The organism is Flavobacterium sp. (assembly GCF_013822155.1).
In the GTDB taxonomy this organism is placed as follows: Bacteria; Bacteroidota; Bacteroidia; order Flavobacteriales; family Flavobacteriaceae; genus Flavobacterium.
Genome location: NZ_PNJW01000030.1, coordinates 1 through 15,428, shown reverse-complemented (window position 1 = coordinate 15,428; position 15,428 = coordinate 1). Strand labels below are relative to the sequence as shown.

Annotated in this window: 14 protein-coding genes; 8 read left to right on the top strand and 6 right to left on the bottom strand. The window is 32.9% G+C overall.

The window, feature by feature from the left end:
- Nucleotides 1–51: 51 nt before the first annotated feature.
- Nucleotides 52–588 (bottom strand): 3-hydroxyanthranilate 3,4-dioxygenase, encoded by a 537-nt coding sequence (locus C0512_RS08930; RefSeq protein ID WP_290860727.1) that lies wholly within the window; start codon nt 586–588, stop codon nt 52–54.
- Nucleotides 589–652: 64 nt separating this feature from the next.
- On the bottom strand, nt 653–1,696 hold the full coding sequence (locus C0512_RS08925) for an endonuclease/exonuclease/phosphatase family protein (protein WP_290860725.1): 1,044 nt from the start codon (nt 1,694–1,696) through the stop codon (nt 653–655).
- Nucleotides 1,697–1,831: 135 nt separating this feature from the next.
- On the opposite strand from C0512_RS08925, the gene C0512_RS08920 reads away from it, so the two are divergent.
- The 4 genes from C0512_RS08920 to C0512_RS08905 all read left to right on the top strand — a co-directional run bounded on the left by C0512_RS08920 (nt 1,832) and on the right by C0512_RS08905 (nt 8,048).
- Nucleotides 1,832–4,711: a carboxypeptidase-like regulatory domain-containing protein gene (locus C0512_RS08920; RefSeq protein WP_290860723.1), complete on the top strand. Its 2,880-nt coding sequence runs from the start codon at nt 1,832–1,834 to the stop codon at nt 4,709–4,711.
- A gap of 11 nt (nt 4,712–4,722) precedes the next feature.
- The gene (locus C0512_RS08915) at nt 4,723–6,072 is read left to right on the top strand and encodes a DUF5689 domain-containing protein (RefSeq protein WP_290860721.1); all 1,350 of its coding nucleotides are present in this window, start codon (nt 4,723–4,725) and stop codon (nt 6,070–6,072) included.
- A 14-nt stretch (nt 6,073–6,086) separates the two neighbouring features.
- The gene (locus C0512_RS08910) at nt 6,087–6,533 is read left to right on the top strand and encodes a lipocalin family protein (protein ID WP_290860719.1); all 447 of its coding nucleotides are present in this window, start codon (nt 6,087–6,089) and stop codon (nt 6,531–6,533) included.
- Between the two features lie 177 nt (nt 6,534–6,710).
- A complete protein-coding gene (locus C0512_RS08905; RefSeq protein ID WP_290860717.1) occupies nt 6,711–8,048 on the top strand; it encodes an ammonium transporter in 1,338 nt (445 codons plus the stop codon).
- A 32-nt stretch (nt 8,049–8,080) separates the two neighbouring features.
- On the opposite strand, the gene C0512_RS08900 is transcribed toward C0512_RS08905, so the two are convergent.
- A complete protein-coding gene (locus tag C0512_RS08900) occupies nt 8,081–8,827 on the bottom strand; it encodes a 1-acyl-sn-glycerol-3-phosphate acyltransferase (protein WP_290860715.1) in 747 nt (248 codons plus the stop codon).
- 137 nt (nt 8,828–8,964) lie between these two features.
- On the opposite strand from C0512_RS08900, the gene trpS reads away from it, so the two are divergent.
- Nucleotides 8,965–9,936 carry a tryptophan--tRNA ligase gene (trpS, locus tag C0512_RS08895; protein WP_290860713.1) on the top strand — a complete coding sequence of 324 codons (972 nt, stop codon included), beginning with the start codon at nt 8,965–8,967 and terminating at the stop codon, nt 9,934–9,936.
- Nucleotides 9,937–10,236: 300 nt separating this feature from the next.
- Nucleotides 10,237–10,293 (top strand): hypothetical protein, encoded by a 57-nt coding sequence (locus tag C0512_RS16020; protein WP_367160783.1) that lies wholly within the window; start codon nt 10,237–10,239, stop codon nt 10,291–10,293.
- Nucleotides 10,294–10,366: 73 nt separating this feature from the next.
- On the opposite strand, the gene dprA is transcribed toward C0512_RS16020, so the two are convergent.
- Nucleotides 10,367–11,470 carry a DNA-processing protein DprA gene (gene dprA, locus C0512_RS08885; protein WP_290860710.1) on the bottom strand — a complete coding sequence of 368 codons (1,104 nt, stop codon included), beginning with the start codon at nt 11,468–11,470 and terminating at the stop codon, nt 10,367–10,369.
- A gap of 216 nt (nt 11,471–11,686) precedes the next feature.
- On the opposite strand from dprA, the gene C0512_RS08880 reads away from it, so the two are divergent.
- Nucleotides 11,687–12,631 (top strand): SPOR domain-containing protein, encoded by a 945-nt coding sequence (locus tag C0512_RS08880; RefSeq protein ID WP_290860708.1) that lies wholly within the window; start codon nt 11,687–11,689, stop codon nt 12,629–12,631.
- 111 nt (nt 12,632–12,742) lie between these two features.
- On the top strand, nt 12,743–13,252 hold the full coding sequence (locus C0512_RS08875) for an acyl-CoA thioesterase (protein WP_290860706.1): 510 nt from the start codon (nt 12,743–12,745) through the stop codon (nt 13,250–13,252).
- 68 nt (nt 13,253–13,320) lie between these two features.
- Here C0512_RS08875 and C0512_RS08870 read toward each other — a convergent pair whose 3' ends face one another.
- Together C0512_RS08870 and C0512_RS08865 are read right to left on the bottom strand one after the other, a co-directional pair.
- Nucleotides 13,321–14,559 carry a peptidoglycan DD-metalloendopeptidase family protein gene (locus tag C0512_RS08870; RefSeq protein WP_290860704.1) on the bottom strand — a complete coding sequence of 413 codons (1,239 nt, stop codon included), beginning with the start codon at nt 14,557–14,559 and terminating at the stop codon, nt 13,321–13,323.
- A 10-nt stretch (nt 14,560–14,569) separates the two neighbouring features.
- Nucleotides 14,570–15,343: a DUF4292 domain-containing protein gene (locus C0512_RS08865; RefSeq protein WP_290860702.1), complete on the bottom strand. Its 774-nt coding sequence runs from the start codon at nt 15,341–15,343 to the stop codon at nt 14,570–14,572.
- Nucleotides 15,344–15,428: the final 85 nt, after the last annotated feature.

Genomic DNA, 15,428 nt, shown 5'->3' with positions numbered 1-15,428 from the left:
AAAATTCAACAAATCATTGTCTCCATTCTTGCCTCTGATTCGAAGTTTTAATTATTTGGCTACAAATCGAGGATCGGTTTCCATTACTGTACCACATTTATTGCAAGTTCGCAATTCAATGGAGTTATAATAATGCTTAAAATGCGGAAGAAAATCTTTTTCAATATCGTGTAATTCAAAATAAACTTCATGCATTTTATGGTTGCAGTTTTCGCAAAACCAAAGTAGTCCATCGGTAAAACCTTTTCCGGCACGTTTTCTTTCGATAACTAAACCAATGGAGTTTTTGCTTCGTACAGGGGAATGAGGTGTTTTTGCAGGATGTAAATACATGTCACCGGCATTGAGTTTGAATTCCTTTCGTTCACCATTTTCTTGAATAATCACTTTGGCTTTTCCCTCAAGTTGGTAAAAAAGTTCTTCAGTTTCGTTGTAATGATAATCTTTTCGGGCATTCGGTCCGCCAACAATCATCACAATATAATCTCCGGAATCAACATAAATATTTTTATTGCCAACTGGTGGTTTAAGCAAGTGACGGTTTTTTTCAATCCATTTATTTAGATTGAATGGTTTTTGTGTAGCCATTAGATAAACTTTTAGAATTGTAAAGTTATAAAATAAAAAAAGCCGAAATGAATCGGCTTTACATTTATTTATATTCTTTCACCAAGTATATATAAACCGGGAAGTGATCACTAAAACCCGGTTCAGAAGGAGAGTTTCGCAAGGGATATCCCTTATACTGTCCGGTTTGCTGAATCATATACGGTTTATTGTAAATGCCGGCTTTCCAATATTGGTAGGTTGAAAAATCTTCCAATACAAATTGCTGTGAAACCATAATTTGGTCAAAAATATCACCGGAATCACGATAAAACAAAGAGGCATTACCATCTTTTGCCATTTGTTCAAAAGGATTGAAAATATCGCCAGGTTCTTTTAATTCTGTTTTTTTTAGTTTGGCACCAATTTCTTTTTTTACACTTTTATTATAAGATCCATCATTCAAATCGCCCATTGTAATAATTTTTGCATTGGGATTTATCTTTAATAAAGAATCCATTATCTTTCTATTTAAGGCTCCAGCAGCTTCACGATAAGGACTACTTCTTTTTTCACCTCCTGAACGGGAAGGCCAGTGGTTAACAATAAAATGCATTTCTTCTCCATCTAAATATCCGGTAACTAAAAGTTGATCCCGCGTGTATACCCTTTTTCCACTACCATCAAAATTAGTTATGATTAATGGGATATTTGCTGAGCTTGTTGGAGTAAAATGTTTCTTTTGATATAAAAACCCAACATCAATTCCTCTGGCGTCGGGAGAATCATAATGTACAATTCCGTAATCTTTAGCTAACAATTTAGGTGTTTTAATTAAATCTTCTAAAACACCTCTGTTTTCAATTTCACAAACACCTATGATTGTTGGAGAATTAGCTTGTTTTTCGTTGACTGCAATTTCTGAAAGAACTCTTTCAAGATTTTTTAATTTTTGTTGGTATTTATCACTCGTCCATCCTTGTGCCGGGGTATATTCTTCGTCAAAAACATTAGGATCGTCTTTTGTATCAAATAGATTCTCAAGATTATAAAACGCAACCGTATGCACTTTATACTTTTTGTCTTGGGCAATGACACTGTTTATTGCGAAAATCACAACAAAAACAGCGATTAACTGTTTAATTTTCATAAATTGTATATTAAATTACTATCAAGTTTATTACAAACTTCGCACCAAAAGTAAATAATATTATTAAAAGATGTACATTTGCGGGCTGTTAAGAAATAATTAACTTAACGAACGTAAATTAATTCTATATTTTTTATGAAAAAACTAGTTTTTAGTATTTTACTCATGATGCAAGTGATTGTAGTTTTTGGACAACAAACATCTAGTATTACAGGTAAAATCGTTGATTCTAAAACTCAAAAACCTCTTCAGAGTATTGTTGTTGCAGTCCAAAACACAACATTAATTAAACTTACTGATGCACAAGGTGTTTTTAGTATTGAAAATGTACCTGTTGGAGAACATTTGGTCTTAGTTAGAAGCACGGGTTACCTCCAACAATTATTATCCGTTGAAGTCGTAGCTGGGCAAACTTTAGATTTAGGAGTAATTGCTCTTGAAGAAGACATTACTACTGAACAACAGTTAAGTCTAGTCACTATTACTGAATCAGACTTGGGAGATGATAATAGTGGTTCTGATAACACCGCTGGACTTCTGCAAGCAACGCGTGATGTATTTCAACAAGCAAGTGCATTCAATTGGGGTCAGGCAAGATTTAGAATTAGAGGTCTTGACAACGATTATGGTACTACTATGATAAATGGAGTTATTATGAACAAAATTTATGATAACAGACCACAATGGGGAAATTGGGGAGGTTTAAATGACGCCACTAGAAACCAAGACTTCACTATGGGTTCTGCAGCTTCTGACCACACTTTTGGTGGAATTTTAGGGACCCAACAAATTTATACCAGAGCTTCCATCTACAGACCAGGAACCAGATTATCTTTTTCTGGAACTAATACCAATTACAGTTGGAGAATGATGGGTACTTATGCTTCTGGTATGGACAAAGACGGTTGGGCTTTTGTTATTTCAGCATCAAGACGCTTTGCACAAGAAGGTTATTTTGAAGGAACAGATTATTCCGCAAATTCAGTTTTTGCCAGTATTGAGAAAAAAATCAATAATAGTCATAGTTTAAACTTTACTTCTATTTACGCTCAAAACAGTAGAGGGAAAAATTCTCCGAATACGAATGAAGTAACTAGTATTGCCGGCGAAAAATATAATTCTTATTGGGGTTACCAAGACGGTGAAAAAAGAAATTCAAGAGATAAAGATTTAGAAGAACCTATTTTCATGTTAAGTCATTATTGGAATATTAGTCCTAAAACTAAATTAAATTCAAACGTAACGTATCAATTTGGTTCTATCGCGAATTCTAGATTAGACTTTCAAGATGTAACAAATCCTGATCCAACTTATTATAGAAATTTACCAAGTTATTTTTCATCATTGTACAACAATAATCCGGATGAAGTAATGCAACAAGACCCTGCTGCTTATCAACCTGGTGGATTGGGTGGTATTTTTACACCTGATTTAGTTGGAGCTACAAATGCCAATTTCTTTAATCAACGTCAGATTAATTGGGATTCCATGTATTTAGCTAATTCTATTCCTATTGTTGATGAAAATAATCAGGAAATCGGTCGTGAAAAAGCAAGAAGTAAGTATGTTTTGTATCAAGACAGAACAGATGACAAAACTTGGACATTTAATACAATACTAAACTCTCAATTAAGCGATAATATTGGACTTAATGGTGGAGCTTCTTACACAAGATTAAATTCAAATAACTATCAATATTTAGAAGATTTACTAGGTGGTCTTTATTTTGACGATATCGATAATTTTCAAGATGGTGATGCTTCTCAGTCGGATTTAAATAATCCGGACAGAAAAGTAGTTGAAGGCGATAAATACGGTTACAACTATAACTTATATGCTAACGTATTAAGAGCTTTTACTCAATTTAAATTTACTTTCAAAAAAATTGATTTCTATGTAGCTCAAGAATTTTCACGTTCTGAATACCAAAGAGAAGGTCTTTATAAAAACGGAATTTATCCAACAAATTCATATGGCGATAGTGAAAAAATTGCTTTTGATAATTTTGGATTTAAAGGTGGATTGACTTACAAACTTACCGGTAGACATTTTATTAATTTTAACGGTGTCTATATGACCAAAGCACCTTCTTTGAGAAGTACTTTTCCAAATGCACGTTTAAGTAATTTTGTATTTGACGGATTAGACAGTGAAACAATTTCCAGTGCTGATTTAAGTTATATTATTAGAACACCAAAATTAAAAGCAAAAATCACAGGATATTATTCTAAAATTCAAAATGCAACGGAAACTTCTTTCTTTTTTGCTGAAGGTGCTTTAGAAGATACTGAAGGAGATGGCGGAGATGCTTTTGTGGCAGAATTAGTTACAGGTATGGATAAATTACAATTTGGCGGAGAATTTGGATTAGAATATCAAATCACTTCTACAATTAAAGTAAATGGTGCTGCTGCGTATGGACAATATACTTATGCAAACAATCCTAACGTCTATTTAAATGTAGATGCCAATGCGGTAAATAATTTACCTCCTTTGGTAAATTTAGGTGAATCAAAATTAAAAGATTATAAAATCCCCGGATCACCTCAACAAGCTTATTCCTTAGGTATGGAATATAGAGACCCTAAATTCTGGTGGATTGGAGCAAATGTGAACTATTTAGCAGATAATTATTTAGACGTTTCTGCTTTAATGAGAACAGATAATTTCTTTAGAAATCCAGCAGACATTAATGGTTATGCTTTTCCTGAAGCAACAGAAGAAAGAGCTAGAGAATTGTTAAAACAAGAAAAATTTGATAGCTTTACATTAGTAAACCTTGTAGGCGGTAAATCATGGAGAATAAGCAATAAAAACAGAAATACCGTTGGTTTCTTTGCTTCAATCAATAACATTTTTGACGTTACGTACAAAACAGGTGGTTTTGAACAAGCCAGAAATGCTAATTACAGAGAATTAAATCAAGACGTTTCAAGTGGAACGCCATCTTTCGCTCCAAAATATTTTTATGGTTACGGAAGAACCTATTTTGTTAACTTTTACATCAACTTATAATTAAAAATACTATGAAAACTAATTTTTTAAAATCCATCTTATTTATAGCTCTTGCAGCAGGTTTTACCACTAGCTGTGTGAACGATGATGACTATGCAGTTCCTACATTGGAATGTATGGATTCAACGTTGCAAAAAACGAAAGAAGTAGCTCAAATTCCTGCTTCAACCAATATTTCTCAATATTTGGCTGATGATATCATTGAAGCCTATGTTACTTCAAGTGATGAAGGAGGAAACTTCTACAAATCAATCTCTATGCAAACCTTAGATGGTTCAAAAGCATTCAGCGTTCCTGTTGATGTTACCTCTACTTTTATCAATTTTGAACCGGGTAGAAAAGTATTCATTAAAATGAAAGACTTATATACTGATGTTAGTAATGGTGGAATGCGTATTGGTGGAATTTATGTGAATTCTTCTAATGTTCCTTCTGTTGGAAGACTTTCTGAATCATTATATAAAACTGTCTTAAGCCGTTCTTGTACTATCGTTCCTGAAAGTGATTTAGTAAAAACCTTGACCGTTGCTCAAGCTAAAAATGATGCTGTAATCAATACTTTAATTGACATTGATGCCGTTCAGTTTTCTGATGCTGCAATTACTACAACTTATTATGATCCAAATAATGATTTAGGCGGTGCTACAAATCATTTGTTAGTTGATGCTGATGGAAATTCTGTAATCTTCAGAACCAGTAGTTTTGCTAATTATGCCGGAAAACCAGTTGCAACTGGAAGAGGAAAAGTAAGAGGTGTAATGACTAAATATGGTACAGATTATCAATTTGTTGCCAGAACTGAAAGAGACATTCAGTTAACAGGAGAAAGATTAGCTCCATTATTCTCTGAAACTTTTGAAGGTATTACTTCTACAGGAAATAATCAATTTGTTGCTTTACCGGGTTGGTCTAATGTTTCAATGAATGCAGGTGCTGAAAAATGGGAAGCTAGAATTTTCAGCGGAAACAAATATGCACAAATGTCTGCTTTTGGAACAGGTGAAAATAATGTAGATACTCGCTTAATTACTTCTGCAATAAATCTTGATAATACAACCGCTGAATTTTTACGTTTTGGATACAAAACCGGATTCGCAAATGGAATTGCTCTTTCAGTTTGGTATTCTACAGATTATGATGGTTCCGGAACAGCAGCTGCCATTAATGCCGCTACTTGGACTCAGTTTAATGTTAATTTAAATGTTCAAGATACTTCATATTCCTCCACTTTTTATAGTTCAGGAAATATTGATATGTCCGGAATTAATGGTAATGTATACGTCGCCTTTAGATATGAAGGTTCTGCAACCGGTGTTACCACTACCTATCAGGTTGATAATATTGAAGTTTTCGGAGAATAATTAGTCCCTATAACATGAAAAAAGTATCCCTTATATTTTTGTCAATCTTCGCCTTGTTCATTTCATGCGATGAAGATGATGATACAACATTTGTACAAGAAAATTATGTGCTTGGAAAATGGTATGTAAATCAAATTGGTACAATCAACTCAAATAATACAATCGTTTATGAAGATTATATTAATGCGACCGATTGTGAAGATGATAACTTGGTTTTAAATGAAAATAAAACCTTTGAAGAAAATGATTTTGAATTCATTAATTCAAGTTGTCAAAATTTTCAAACAACCGGTTCATATATAGTAGAAAACAATAAAATTGTGTTAACCTATGTAGATAGTGAAGGAGTTTCAGTGGAACATGTTCTAACTATTGTCACATTAACTTATGAAGAAATCAACCTAAGTTATACTGACACCGAAACAAATGAAATCGTGTTTCTGAAATTACGAAAAGAATAAATAGTATTCTTTTTTATAAATATAAAGTGAGACTTAGGTCTCACTTTTTTTGTTTCTGTATTTTTATAAAAAAACTGAAAAATATTTAAAAAAATATTTTACTTGATTATTTGTGGGGCATAATTTTAATTTTAATAGATTTTTTATATTTTTACCCTATAATTTATAGGGTGTATTATGAAAATAGAAAAAAGATGGGTAATTTCATTTGTTATAATTAGTATTATAGCCATTAGTGGATTATTTTGGTCGCCAACAAAAGCAATCGAATCTTCAACTTTTAATTCAGCAGATACGATTGTCGCTGCTGATGTGGCTTGGTTGCTAACCTCATCCTGTTTAGTATTACTAATGACACCCGGTCTTTCCTTTTTTTACGGTGGTATGGTCGGGAAAAAGAATGTAATCTCTACCATGTTACAAAGTTTTATTTGTTTGGGAGTTGTTACCTTACTTTGGGTCATTGTCGGGTTTAGCTTAGCATTTGGAGATTCTATCGGATTTAGTATTGCCGGAAAACATTATGGTCTGTTCGGAAATCCTTTCCAATTTGCCTTTTTTGATCAAGTTGGTCATTTGCCACATGCCAAAATGGCTTCTACAATTCCTTTTATTTTATTTGCTCTTTTTCAAATGAAATTTGCTGTTATAACTCCTGCAATTATAACCGGTTCATTTGCAGAAAGAGTTAGATTCATTTCCTATTTGCTTTTTATTTGTCTGTTTACACTGTTTATTTACACCCCGTTGTGTCATATGGTTTGGCATCCGAATGGTCTGTTGGGAAGTTATTTTGGAGTGAAAGACTTTGCGGGCGGAACTGTTGTTCATATGAGTGCCGGTTTTGCAGCTTTAGCCGGTGTTCTTGTACTTGGCAAACGTAAAAACAGTGACCATATTCCAACCAATATTCCGTTTGTACTTTTAGGAACAGGAATGTTATGGTTTGGTTGGTTTGGATTTAACGCCGGTTCTGCCTTATCAGCCAATGCTACAGCAGCGATGGCTTTTGCAACCACAACCGTGGCTTCCGCCTCTGCTATGTTAACCTGGATTTTCTTTGATCGCCTTCACGGACGAAAAGTTTCTGCTCTTGGAGCATGTGTAGGAGCCGTTGTTGGATTGGTGGCGATAACTCCTGCTGCGGGATTTATTAGTATTCCTCAAAGTATATTCTTTGGGTTTATTGCCGCAATTGTGTCAAATAAAATGCTTTATTGGAAAAAATTAAAATCTATCGATGATACTTTAGATGTTTTTGCATGTCATGGCGTTGGAGGAATAATGGGAATGATTTTAACCGCCATTTTTGCTGAAGGAGAAAATGCAAGTTTGTTACACGGAGGTTGGTTAGTTTTTGGCCATCACATGGCGGCCTTAATTTTAGTTGCAGGATTCACTTTCTTTGGTTCAATAGTATTGTATAAAATCACTAATTTTATTATACCGTTAAGAGTTTCTGAAGAGTCTGAAATAATTGGTTTAGACTTATCACAACATGATGAAAAATTTTAATGGTGAAATTAGCAAAGAAAAGTAAGAAAAATTTATTTAGCCTTTTCAGAAGCCACTAATTCTTTGTGAATTACATCCCAAGCTTTATCCCGTATAGCTTTTTTGTCATCAACGGTAAACCCTTGGGTTGAGATAAATTCGTGCATTTTAACTCGCATAATTCCTGGGCTACCACTAAAAATTGTGTAAGAAAGTCTTTTTTTATTGTCTAAAAAAGACATTGGTACAATAGGGATTTGATGTTCAATAGCCAAACGAAAAGCTCCGTCTTTAAAATCAGCTAAGACAATGGATTCGTCTTCGGGTACCATTCCCTCTGGGAAAATACAAATACTGAGTCCTTGATTTAATCTTTTTTGAGCTCGTTCATATACGGCTAATCTGCTTTTTGAATTCTCTCTGTCCACTAAAATACAAGTTCTTTTGTAGAAAAAACCAAATAATGGAATCTTAGAAAGTTCTTTTTTTCCCACAAAAACAAAAGGATTTTTTGCAACAACTAACATCAACATAATATCAACCATTGAGGTGTGATTAGCCACCAACATATAGCTTTCCCCTTTTTTAAATTTTTGTTCTTGTACTATTTTTGTATAAAATCCCATTCCAATTAAAATTCCTCTAGCCCATACTTGAGCTAATCTAAAAAAGAACGGATACCATGATTCTTTCAAAATAGAAACAAATAATAAAGGAAAAAGAACAACTATGATTACACCTATAAGGATATAAAACCACACTCGCCAAAGCAACCAAAATAGAATTTTAAAAATTTTCATGAAGCCAAATGTAAGCAAAGCAATGTAAATATTAAATCATATAACTAACTTTGTTCTTTTCAAAAAATATTTAACCCCTTAAATTTGCAACCTTTTTAGAAAACTTTGCGAACTTTGCAGATTATATACCAAGCATTATGTCAAAAATACTCACTGGAATACAAGCCACAGGCACTCCTCATTTAGGTAATTTATTAGGTGCGATTTTACCGGCCATCGAAATGGCTAATCAACCCGAAAATGAATCTTTTTTATTTATTGCTGATTTACATTCCATTACACAAATAAAAGATGGTTCATCTTTACGCGAAAATACATATAGTGTTGCGGCATCTTGGTTAGCCTGCGGTTTAGACATTAATAAAGTTGTTTTTTATCGTCAAAGTGATGTGCCGCAAACAGCTGAATTGTCTTGGTATTTGAGTTGTTTTTTTCCATTCCAACGATTAACCTTGGCTCATTCTTTTAAGGACAAAGCCGACCGATTGGAAGATGTTAATGCCGGTTTATTTTCTTATCCGATGCTCATGGCAGCTGATATTTTATTATATGATGCAGAAGTCGTTCCGGTAGGAAAAGATCAATTACAACACTTAGAAATTACCCGAGATGTAGCTTCACGATTTAACCACCAAATGGGTGAAACCTTTGTGTTGCCCGATGCTAAAATTCAAGAAGAAACCATGTATATTCCGGGAACTGACGGACAAAAAATGAGTAAGTCACGGGGAAATATAATTAATATTTTTATAGATGATAAAGCATTACGGAAACAAATTATGTCAATTGAAACCGACAGCAAACCGTTAGAAGAACCCAAAGACCCAAAAACTTGCAAGGTTTTTGCTATTTATAAATTAGTCGCTACGCCTGAACAAATTAAAAACATGACCGCAAATTACTTGGGAGGAAATTATGGATATGGACATGCTAAACAAGCTTTGTATGAATTAATTTCTGATCGATTTAAAACCGAAAGAGAAAAATATAAATATTACATGAACAATCTTCCTGAAATTGACAAAGCATTAGCTGAGGGAGCTGAAAAAGCGAGTAAGATTGCTGACGGTGTTTTGAAAAGAGTTAGACAAAAACTGGGATTTTTATAATATGAAAAAAACCTTACTACTGTTGTTTTTATTTAGCTGTATAACTGTTTTTTGCCAAAACAATCAACCTGTATATATTTTATTCAACCAAGATGCTACTGCAACTTGTCAATATCCTGTTACAAAAGTTCCTGTCAAAAAAATCAAACTGAATTATACCCAAAAAAGGCATCGAAAAGTTAATGTCACGCGATTTATTTTGTGTCGAAACATCTTTGTTTTTGAATTGATGAAGAATAAATTTGAAACCATTGATGCAGCCATTGTTTCACAATATAAAATAGTAACCATAGAGGAAATATTAGCTCGAGAAGAAGAAATGGAATTCAAACAAAACATCAACGAACTCTTTCCTAAAATATACCTACTCGAGGCAATTGAAAACAATCAATATGCAAAATATGAAGTCGTTTGGGAAAAAGTACAATAATTAAATCGCTTCAAACAATTTTCCCGGTAACGGACGAACTACACCTTTTAACTCCATGTTCAACAAAATGGAGGATAGTTGATAGATTGGAAATTCGCATTCTAAAGCAATAATATCCATAAGTTCTTTCCCTTTTTGAACTAAATAATCATATACTTTTTGTTCCTCGTTTTCCAATGAAACAAACAGTTGTTTTTGAATTGTTTTAGTCTTTTGATTTTCCAATTCCCAATTTAAAATATATACTAAATCAGCCGCAGAGGAAAGCAAATGTGCACGTTGTGTTTTAATTAAATTATTACATCCCTGACTGTATTTATCGGTTATTCTTCCGGGAACTGCAAAAACATCGCGGTTATAATCATTGGCTAACGTAGCTGTTATTAATGAACCTCCTCTATCGGCACTTTCAATAACAATAGTTGCTTCTGACATCCCTGCGACAATTCGGTTTCTTTTGACAAAATTTTCTTTTTCAGGATTAGAAGTGCTCCAAAATTCCGTTAAAAATCCGCCATTTAGTTCCATCTTTGAAATGTACTTTTTATGGGTTTTGGGATATACTTGGTTTAGTCCATGAGCTAAAACACCTATTGTTTGCAGGTTATGTTCCATCGCAACTTGGTGAGCCATAATATCTACACCATAAGCAAAACCACTTACAATAACAGGGTTTAATGGAGCTAAATCTTCAATAAGTTTCTTGCAAAATTCTGTTCCGTAGCTCGTTATTTTTCGCGTACCTACTATGCTAATAATTCGTTTAGCACGCAAATCTATATTTCCCGACGAAAAAATAATTGGCGGGCCATCAATACAATGTTTTAATCGCTCCGGATATTTTTCGTCTAAAAAAGAATGAAAAGCTATTTTTTCTTGTTCAACAAAGTCGATTTCTTGTTGAGCCAACTTAAAAATACTTTTATCGGAAAGATTTTTTAATAAAATTTCACCAATTCCGTCAATGGATAACAATTTATTCTTTTTGGTGTCAAACACTTTTTCGGCAGAGCCACAGTGGTTGATGAGTTTTTTGGCAACTATGTCACCTACTCCTTCTACTTGCAGTAACGCGAGCGTAAAATATAATTCTGATGTCGTCATGGCGTATAAATGAAAATCAAAGAAACATATTTTTTGTGTGTTTTGAAAGCTTTTTTGTTAAATTTTTTCTCCCTAATTGATTAAATCCTATTTCAATTTAAAAAGAATAAAATTTAATGTTATGACCATTAAACAGTTATCAAATTTTGGTAAATTGTTAATAAAAATTGTGTGTAAAATTTTGATTCGGGAGTTGAATATTTTTTCTTTGTTGTGATGAGAATAGAACAACACATTTCCCAATTATTGTACCGCTACCAATGTGTAACGGTACCAGGATTTGGTGCTTTTTTAACTGAAAACCGTTCTGCTCAATTAGTTCAGGATACTAATACCTTTTATCCTCCTAAAAAAGTATTGTCATTTAATTTTCATTTGAAAAATAATGATGGTCTTTTAGCTAATCACATATCACTTTGTGAAAAGATAGATTATGACAAAGCTGTTGCCTTGATTGAAGAAGAAGTAACCGCATGGAAATTTTCAATTCAAAAAAGTGAGACTCTGACGCTTAAAAATATTGGAAAACTATCACTAAACAGTGAAAATAGTTTGGTTTTTGAACCAATTGACAATTTAAATTATGCAACGGATTCTTTTGGCTTAACCTCTTTTATTTCTCCAAAAATTAAACGAGAAGTTTATAAAAAAGAAGTTGAAAAATTAGAAGAAAAAACACCCATTCTTTTCACTCCTGAAAAAAGAACTTCTTCGTGGATGAAATATGCAGCTGTTTTTGCTTTTGGTATTGGTATGGCAGGATTTTTTGGAAACCAATGGTATGAAAAGAAAATTGCAAATGAAACCTTATTAGTAGAAAAAGCTGTTCAACAAAAAGTAGAAAATAAAATTCAACAAGCAACTTTTTTTATTGAAAACCCAATTCCTTCCGTTACTTTGACGGTTGAAGAAGAACCTAATTCTTATCAATATCATATTGTTGCCGGTGCCTATAAAGAAATCAGCAATGCCGATAGAGCCCTCCAATCTTTATTGGATTTAGGTTACAAAGCCAAGAAAATTAGCCCAAATAAACATGGTTTATATCCCATTTTGTATGGAAGCTATGCTACAATAGAAGAAGCTAAATTTGCTTTACAAACCATAAAAGAAACGCATAATAAAGACGCGTGGATGTTGGTTTTAGAGCTAGAAAAATAAACCCTTTGCCCAAAATATTGATTTTAAAGCTTCATAACTGAAGCTTTTTTTATACCTACTCTTTCCTCAATGATTTATTTTGGTTTTTCTACCTTTGTAAAAAAATAAAGTATGCAACCAAAATTTCCTTCTGATTCTATTACAACATTAACAGACATCGTTTTGCCGGGTGAAACAAATCCATTAAACAATCTTTTTGGAGGCGAATTATTAGCCCGTATGGACAGAGCTGCCAGTATTACTGCCAGAAGACATTCCAGACGTATTTGTGTAACTGCTTCCGTTAATCACGTAGCCTTTAACAAAGCTATTCCATTGGGCAGTGTTGTCACTGTAGAATCAAAAGTTTCAAGAGCTTTTAATACTTCTATGGAGATTTTTATAGATGTTTGGATTGAAGACAGAGAATCTGGAATTAAAAGTAAAGCAAATGAAGCAATCTATACTTTTGTAGCTGTTGATGAAACCGGTTCTCCAACAGCCGTTCCTCAAGTAGACCCGCAAACAGAATTAGAAAAACAACGTTTTGAAGCTGCTTTAAGACGAAAACAATTGAGTTTAGTTTTAGCCGGCAAGTTGAAACCTCATGATGCAACAGAACTAAAAGCATTGTTTGTATAGTTTTGACTTAGAATAAAAAAAGCCACACTTTTTATAAATCGTTTGGCTTTTTTAATTTAAATTCACTTTTACATATTATAAATCCAACTTTGAGGATTTAAGAACGTATCATTTTGTAGTACTGAAAATTTTAAAGCTGTTTTTCCGGTAGAATTATTTGTTCGGATTTTACCAATCGTTTGTTTAATACTTACTTTATCCCCTTTTTTAACTGAAACGGAACTAAGGTTTTGATAAACGGTTATAAAATCTCCGTGTTGAATCATTACAAGTGTATTAATGGGAGATAAAATTTGAATAGAATAAACTGTTCCGGCAAAAACGGCTCTAGCCGATGAACCGGATTCTGTTGTAATTTCTACCCCATTACTGTGTACAATTAGTTTAGGTTGAATTTGATGGGGTTGGTTGCCAAACTTTTGAGAAACAAATCCTTTTTCAACCGGCCACGGCAATTTGCCTTTGTTCGCTTTAAAATTATCGGATTCTATTTTTCCTTCTTCTGTTAAAACAATTTTTGTGGCTGAAGTTCCGGTAGAAACTGTTTTAGGGCCTGCTTTTTTAGCTGTTTTTTTATTTTCTGCAGCAATAGCATCTCTAATAAAACGCTGGATTTTTTTATCTATCTCATTTGCTTCCTGCTGTTTCTTTTTTATTTCAGCAATAATTTTCTTTTTATCTTTTTTAATGGAATTAACTAAAACTTCTTGTTCCTTTTTTTCCTTCACCAATACCTGTTTTTCCTTTTCCTGTTCTTGAATAACTTTTATTTTTTCAATCTTCAGTCCGGCTAATTTTTCGTTATAAACAGCTAACTCTGTCGATTTTACTTTAATTTCATCTCCTTGGCTTTTTCGATAACCGGCATATTGCTTCATGTATTGAACTCTTTTATAAGCCTGCATAAAGTTTTGTGATGAAAGCAAAAACATGGCTCTGCTTCGTTCTGAACGGCTTTTATAAGACTTTACAATCATATTGGCGTAATCTTCCTTTAAAACCTCTAACTCTTTGTTGAGTTTGTTTATTTTTAGTTGATTCGTATAAATATCATCATTCAGTAATTTTGCTTGTTTTTCTGTAGTGCTTATTAATTTTTCACGCAATTGAATTTTTGCATTTTGCTGTTGAATAACCGCAACAACTGATTTTTCTTTCTTCTTAGTTTCCTGCAGCATTCGTTCATTTGCTCTGATTTCTTCTAACAATTGAGCCTTTCTTTCTTCCAGTTTTTGTTGTGTGGCAGGTTGTGCCCATAAACCGGAAATTGAAAGTAGGAAAAGAAATGTGTAAAAAAACTTAGTCATTTGTTGCTATTTAATTTTCTATGTAAATTCTATCATATCCTTCCGGAACACTATATGGAAAAGATAATGATTCGTTAAAAGAAACTGTGTTATAATCTAACGAAATTGTGTTCTTTTGATTGTCTTGTAAAGCTTCTATCAATATATTTAATGGCAAAATAGCCTCTTTGTATTCTTTATGATGAGGATAGGAAACTTTGAGTTTTCTGTTTTTGGCCACTTGCTCAATTTCCTGCTTCTTTAATAAAAATTTAGAAGATTCAAAAAAGAATGATTTTTTGTTCATTTTGTCAATTGTATCTTCCAGTTTATAAAAACGGTCTTCTATTGCATTACTGTATTTTCCTTTTCGTAAATCGTCCATTGCTTGTCCGACAAGCATATTCTGAACTTTATAAAAATCTAAATCAGTACCCAGCCAATTACTTAAGGTTGTGTAATCTCCTTCAAAATAATTGCTTCCATTTTTTTCATAATACTTTACTTCCGTTGGCGTAATTAATCCTTTTGCCATAGTGTATCCAAGAAAACGAATGCTTACTAATATTTTTTCGTCCTTTTGAATCTTTATTTCCGCAGAAAAACCCAATGACTGTTTATTGTCTTTGTATTTTGCATTTGCCCGAATATAAACGGTAGAATAATCATTATTTAATTCATAATGGTTTTCAATTATTTTTAACGTCGCCAAATCTTTTGAAGCTTTTCCTTCAAATAGTCCTTTTTTTGATTTACATCCAACGGTTGAAAATACAAGTAAAAATAAAACTAGAAAATACTTCATCCTTTTTTTTCTTTTAATAATTTTTCAGCTTTGATGAAATAACTTTCTTTTTTCTTTACATCACCTAATCCATTGTAGGCTTCAC